This window comes from Alienimonas chondri, from assembly GCF_013036045.1.
Taxonomy (GTDB): Bacteria; Planctomycetota; Planctomycetia; order Planctomycetales; family Planctomycetaceae; genus Alienimonas; species Alienimonas chondri.
The window spans coordinates 23,031-29,030 of sequence record NZ_WTPX01000053.1 but is presented as its reverse complement, the minus strand read 5'-3'; the positions used below and the strand labels follow the sequence as shown (position 1 = coordinate 29,030).

Below are 6,000 nucleotides of genomic sequence, written 5' to 3'. Positions count from 1 at the left end.
GGTCGGGGGTGAGGGGGCTGGAACCGACCGGTCGCCCTTCACGATCCCGCCTCTCTCCCCTGAAAACGAGCGTTCGCCGGTGACCGAGCGTCCCGGACGCTCGCAGCGTCCGGACGCTGCGAGCGCTCCGAAACGCTCTGGCCGGCGGCTTGCGAAGGCTCGCACACCCTCACCCCCGGCCCCTCTCCCTTCAGGGAGAGGGGAGGCGAGCGAACGCCCGCCGCTTTATTTCCCGAACTCCTCGCCCTTGTCCTGCGGCATGGATTCGTGCCAGGCGGTCACGGCGTCTCGCAGACGGGTCGTGACGGCAGGGTGTCGCTCGGCGAGATTCGTCGTCTCGCCTTGATCCTCGGCGAGGTTATAGAGTTCCGCCTGTGAACCGTCGTATTCGCACAGCAGCTTCCAACGCGGCCCGCCGGGTTCGCGCTCCGCGGCGCCTTCGATCACCGCGAGGTCCGGCAGGTCGTCTACGCCGTAAAAGCTGTCCCGGTCCGGCGGGCGGCGGAAGAACAGCGGCGCCGTCCGCGAGCGATCCGCCCGCCCCAGCAGCACGTCAGACAGGTTCTCCCCGTCGAACCCCGGGTCTTCTTCCAACTCCACCCCGCAGATCGCCAGCAGCGACGGCGGCAGATCGAACGCCGCGAACAGACTCTCCGCGTCGTACGAACCGACCGCCGACGGTTCCACCAGCCCCGGCCCCCACACAACCAGCGGGCTCCGCACGCCGCCCTCAAAAAGCATCGTCTTAAACCCCCGCAGCGGCCCCGCGGACCCCGCGTTCGGCTCCGGGCCGTTGTCGGAGCAAACCAGAATCAGCGTGTTCTCCCGCAGCGCCGGGTCGTCGCGGATGCGATCGAACAACACGCCTAATTGTTGGTCCATCGTTTCCAGCACGCCCTGATATAACCGCTCCTTCGTCCCGTCCCCGCGCTCGGCGGCGGGCGGGAACAGCGGGGTGTGCACGTCGTCCGGCCAGAGGTTGAGATAGAACGGTTCGTTCGCGGCCGCCGCTCCGTCGATAAAATCGACGGCCTCCGAGACGAACGCCGCGGTCACCTGGTCCCGGTCGAGCCAGCGAATCGGCCCGTGGCCGAGGTTGTCCGATCCCAACGCATGCGGCCGCGGCTTCGAGCCGTCGTAAGCGTTCAATAACGGCAGCACGCGGGGGCCGAGTCCTTCGAAATTCGTCAGGCTCTCGTCGAACCCGTATTCGGAGATCAACGGCGCCTCGCCCACGTCCCGCTGGCCGCCCATGTGCCATTTGCCGAAGTGTCCGGTGCGATAGCCGGCCGCTTTCAGCATGCGCGGCAGGGTGGGGGCGGCATGCGGATCGAGCCAGTTCGCGATTCCGCGGTCCGCGTTCAATTGGCGGCGGGCGAGATAGGACCCGATCTTCACTCGCTGCGGATAATAGCCCGTGGTCAGCGCCGTCCGCGACGGGGAGCAGATCGGCGAATTCACGTAGAACCGCCCGAACCGAAGCCCCTCCGCGGCGAGGCGGTCGATATGCGGAGTTTGGGCCGCAGTCGGTCGGTCGGCGATGGGCGGCTGGACGTCCTCCCGGTCATGAAAACAGGAGAAGTCCGCCCACCCCATGTCGTCAATAAAGACGACGACGACGTTCGGCGGCGCCGCGGCGACCGGCGGTTCGAGGACCGGCGAATCAGCGAGCGCGAGGGCGAGCAGGGCGGTGATCATCGCTCGACTGTGATCCGCAGGCACGCCCAATTCAAGACACGCCGCCGCCGCCGGCGCCCTTCCGCCGGGGGAGCGGCGCGGGTGGACGCCGCGTCGGCGGCCGCCGACGATACGGGCCCCGCTCGTCCGCTCTCGCTCCTTCACAGGCCGATTCGATGCCGATCTCCGTCTCCGTCGCGGCGTTGCTGGCCGCTTCGTGTCTCGCCCCCGCGGAGCCGCTGGTGTTCCAGGCCCGCAGCCAGCAGCAACCGCAGGAGGGCGGCGGATACCGAACCGTCGACGCGACGCTGCGGTGGAACCCGTCGGAAACGGCCGTCGTGGTGTGCGATATGTGGGACCGTCACACCTGCGAAACGGCCGAGGCTCGCGTCGCGGAGATGGCTCCCCGCATGAACGACGTATTAGTCGCCCTCCGTCGGCGGGGCGTGCTGATTATTCATTGCCCCAGCAATACGATGGACTTCTATGAAGGCACTCCGGGGCGGCGCCTCGCCCAGCAGGCGCCCAAGGTTGAAACGGACGTGCCGTTGGAAGGCTGGTGCCATCTGAAATCGGATCGCGAAGCCCCGCTGCCGATCGACGACTCCGACGGCGGCTGCGATTGCTGTACGCCTTGGGAGAAGGGCCGGCCGTGGCCCTGGACCCGGCAGATCGACACGCTGAAGATCGAACCCGGCGACGCGATCACCGACAGCGCGGAGGCGTTCTATCTGATGAAACAGCGGGGGATCAAGAACGTGATCGTGATGGGCGTGCACACGAATATGTGCGTGCTGGGCCGGCCGTTCTCGATCCGCCAGATGGTTTTGCAGGGGCAGAACGTCCTGTTGATGCGCGACCTGACGGACTCCATGTATAATCCCGCGATGAGTCCCTACGTCGGCCATCACGACGGCACGCGGCTCGTCGTGCAGCATATCGAACGCTATTGGTGCCCGACGATCGTCAGCGGCGACGTGCTCGGCGACGACCGCTTCCGTTTCGCCGACGACCCGGCCGGCAAGCCGTCGACGCGGGACGCATCAGCCGCAGAGGCGACTGCGGACGAGAAGTGACGAACTATTCGCCCGGGGTCTTCAACAACTCCAACCCCGCGGCGACCAGCGTGCGCACGCCGATCGGCAACGCGGCCTCGGCGTCCGGGGCGTAGGTCGCGGAATGCAGGCTCGGCGGCGACACGCCGGCCTGTTCGTACCGCATGAGATCCCGGGGCGCGACGCTGCCGAGGCGGAACATCAAGATCGGTACGCCGGCCTTGCCGTACCGACTGAAGTCTTCCCCGCCCATGGATTGCTCCCCGTCGCGGACGTTCTCCTCGCCGAGTTCTTCTTGAAACGTCTCCGTCAGCCGGGCGGTCAAATCGGGATCGTTATATAGCGACGGGGTGCCTTCGGAGGATTCGACCGTGGGCGGTTCGGCCCCGGCCGCGGCGGCAACGCCCTTCGCCCGGCGTTCGATCGCGGCGATGAGTTGCGTCCGCACCGCGTCGGAGTAGCTGCGGACGGTCAGTTGGAGCTTCGCTTCGTCCGAAATAATGTTGTGCTTGGAGCCGGCGTGGATGGAACCCACCGTCACCACCGCCGGGTCCGTCGGCTTCACCTCCCGGGCGACGATCGCCTGTGCCGACAGCACGAACTCCGCGGCCATCACGATCGGGTCGATCGTCGTGTGCGGCTGCGCCCCGTGCCCGCCGCGGCCGTGGAAGGTGATATCCACGCTGTCGACGTTCGCCAGACTATATCCGGCCAGCGTCTCCACCGTGCCGGCGGCGGCGGTCGGGGTGACGTGCAACGCGACGGCGTAATCCGGCTTGGGGAACCGGGTGAACAGGTCGTCCGAGAGCATCGCCTTGGCGCCCTCGCCGGTCTCCTCGGCGGGCTGGGCGATCAGCATCACCGTACCGGCCCACTCGTCCTGATGCTCCGCGAAATACTGCCCGGCGCCGGTCACGGAGGTCATATGGACATCGTGGCCGCAGGCGTGCATCACGCCGGTCGTCCCGCCGCCGGGGCGTTCCGCCGTCACCTTCGAGGCAAACGGCAGCCCGGTCGCCTCCGTGACCGGCAGGGCGTCCAGGTCGCAGCGCAGCATGACCGTCGGGCCGTCGCCATTGTTCAGAAGTCCCACGACGCCGGTCCCGCCGACGCCCTCGGTCACTTCATATCCCGCGGCTCGCCATTCTTTCGCGACGCGGGCGGCGGTCTCCGTCTCCTTCCCGGACAGTTCCGGGCGAAGATGGAGGTCGCGGTAGAGGTCCAATAACTTCGGCAATCGCTCGTCCGCCCATGCGGCGGGGTCGGGGTCCGCTGCGGGCAGGGCCGGGACGCAGGCGGACAGCGTCGCCGCCAACGCGAACGAGGCGATCAACAGGCGTGATTGACGAGCGATGAACACGGCGGGATCCGATGCGGGAAGGACGTCTCAGAAGGCGTCTCAACCGTGACCGGCGAACGGCCGACCCGCAACCGGGGACGGCGTGCGGTGCCGGCATGCCGGCGTTCTCATAGAAATGAAAAGCAGCCGGCCCCGTCTTGCGACGGAGCCGGCTGGCGGTGAGATATCGCGGACGCCGTCCGGGGGACGAAACGTCTGCATAGTCGAAGCCGCGGGGGATCAGAACTCCGTATCGACTTCGCCGCCGACGCTGGTGCCGATGGCGCCCCAAACGCCGTAGGGGCTCTTCCCGGAAGTCACGGCCCCGGCGGACAGGTCGCCGGTGTCGATCGTTTCAGAGATGAACGAGACGGAGCCGTCCACCAGCACGGCCTGGATGCCGCCGGAGTGGTAACTGCCGGCGGTCATGATGCCGTTCTCCCAGTCGTTCCCGATGCTTTGGGAACGGCAGCTGGGACCGTTGGGGGGCACGATCGTGAGGAATTGCGTGAAGACCATGCCGCCGTCCGCCCAGCGGGTGCCCCGCTGCTGATCGCCGGTTCCCAGCGAGAGGCTGTCCTTATAGAACTGCGGTTCGTTGGGGTTGACCGCGTAGTCGATGCAGTTGGTCTGGGGATCTTCGTAGCCGGTCGCGGAGTGCCGCAGCGGGGCGCCCTTCGCCCACTGGGCGATCAGGCGTTTGGTGCCGTCCCAACGGCCGATCTCGCCGATCAGCAGGGTCGTGGTCGTTCCGTCCTGGCAATCGCGGAACGACAGCGAGTCGTTCCGAATGCCCATCCCGCGGGCTTCCGGCCGGTCGGGATCGCTGGCGCCGCTGGCGTTGTCGCCCCAGTTCAGGGCGTAGTTGGTGTCGCCTTCGTTGGTGACTCGAGCGGCGTCGGAGGGGCAGAGCAGCGTCGCGATCTGCGTCCGCCACGGCGGGTAGTCCTCGTTCCACGGCCGGCGACCGGAGGGGCCGACGTCGTAATCGTTGCCGTTATAGGTGTACTGCAGCGGCCTGGAGATCTGGTTCCACAGAGCCGTCTGGTCCAGGTACGGCGTCAGGCCGACCAGAAAGCTGTTCCGGCCGCCGTTGCCGGCGATACCGCCCCCGAGGCCCATGGGGAAGGCCTTATAGGTGCTGTGGTAATTGTGCATCGCCAACCCGAGTTGCTTCAGGTTGTTCTGGCACTGGCTGCGGCGGGCCGCTTCGCGGGCCTGCTGGACCGCAGGGAGAAGCAAGCTGACCAGGATCGCGATGATCGCGATCACCACCAGCAATTCGATCAGGGTGAAACCGGCTCGCCTTGGTGACGTGTCGGTACGACGGGGCATACGCATTGAAAAATCCCGAGAGGGGAACTGGAAAAAGGGAAAGCCCGGCAGATTTGCCAAGTTGAGCGTTGAGTGTTGCATCCAAATCCTCCGTTGTAAACAGGGGAGGCCCCCATGAAACGACCCGTATCTGAGGGGGCGACGCTCGATGGTTCTCGAACGCAGCGGGAGCGGAACTGGGATCGAAATCTCCTGATTCGTTCAGTTCCTTCCCCGCGGGTTGCCGGCTAACCTGCCGGTTCCCCTCTCTCATCCCGCCCGTTCGGAGCCTCTGATGATCCTCGCTCGTCTGTCGTCCGCCCGTCTGTTCTCCGTCGCCCTGGCCTGCGGCACCCTGTGCGTCCTGCCGCTGGCCGGCTGCGGCGCTGACGATTCCGAAACGACGACAGTGAAACCGCTGGACGACGATTATGACGCGGACGCCGAGGCCGAGGCCGGCGCCGAAGAAGAAGCCGCCGAAATGGAATACTAATCGTTCCGGATCGCCAAATCCGTGGAGACGATGACAAAAACGACGGCGTCGCGGGCGCGACGCCGTCGTCACTTGTTCGGCGGGAGACTCAGCGATCTCCCGCCCTATTGCGAACGGGGATG

5 protein-coding genes are annotated in these 6,000 nt (G+C 66.8%); 2 read left to right on the top strand and 3 right to left on the bottom strand.

All coding sequences use genetic code 11. From position 1 onward, the window contains the following. Positions 1 to 225: 225 nt before the first annotated feature. The gene (locus LzC2_RS09860; protein WP_171186370.1) at positions 226 to 1,698 is read right to left on the bottom strand and encodes a sulfatase-like hydrolase/transferase; all 1,473 of its coding nucleotides are present in this window, start codon (positions 1,696 to 1,698) and stop codon (positions 226 to 228) included. A 155-nt stretch (positions 1,699 to 1,853) separates the two neighbouring features. On the opposite strand from LzC2_RS09860, the gene LzC2_RS09855 reads away from it, so the two are divergent. Next, positions 1,854 to 2,753 carry a cysteine hydrolase family protein gene (locus LzC2_RS09855; protein WP_174977609.1) on the top strand — a complete coding sequence of 300 codons (900 nt, stop codon included), beginning with the start codon at positions 1,854 to 1,856 and terminating at the stop codon, positions 2,751 to 2,753. 4 nt (positions 2,754 to 2,757) lie between these two features. Here LzC2_RS09855 and LzC2_RS09850 read toward each other — a convergent pair whose 3' ends face one another. Continuing rightward, positions 2,758 to 4,092, bottom strand: a complete 1,335-nt coding sequence (locus LzC2_RS09850; RefSeq protein ID WP_171186368.1) for a M20 metallopeptidase family protein — start codon at positions 4,090 to 4,092, stop codon at positions 2,758 to 2,760. Positions 4,093 to 4,311: 219 nt separating this feature from the next. Next, positions 4,312 to 5,406 carry a DUF1559 domain-containing protein gene (locus LzC2_RS09845; protein WP_171186366.1) on the bottom strand — a complete coding sequence of 365 codons (1,095 nt, stop codon included), beginning with the start codon at positions 5,404 to 5,406 and terminating at the stop codon, positions 4,312 to 4,314. Between the two features lie 274 nt (positions 5,407 to 5,680). Here LzC2_RS09845 and LzC2_RS09840 point away from each other — a divergent pair, with 274 nt between their 5' ends. Continuing rightward, a complete protein-coding gene (locus LzC2_RS09840) occupies positions 5,681 to 5,878 on the top strand; it encodes a hypothetical protein (RefSeq protein ID WP_171186364.1) in 198 nt (65 codons plus the stop codon). Positions 5,879 to 6,000: the final 122 nt, after the last annotated feature.

Coding starts and splice junctions, on each gene's coding strand:
- LzC2_RS09845 (WP_171186366.1), bottom strand. CDS start 5,406: ATGCCCCGTCGTACCGACACGTCACCAAGGCGAGCCGGTTTCACCCTG.
- LzC2_RS09840 (WP_171186364.1), top strand. CDS start 5,681: ATGATCCTCGCTCGTCTGTCGTCCGCCCGTCTGTTCTCCGTCGCCCTG.
- LzC2_RS09860 (WP_171186370.1), bottom strand. CDS start 1,698: ATGATCACCGCCCTGCTCGCCCTCGCGCTCGCTGATTCGCCGGTCCTC.
- LzC2_RS09855 (WP_174977609.1), top strand. CDS start 1,854: ATGCCGATCTCCGTCTCCGTCGCGGCGTTGCTGGCCGCTTCGTGTCTC.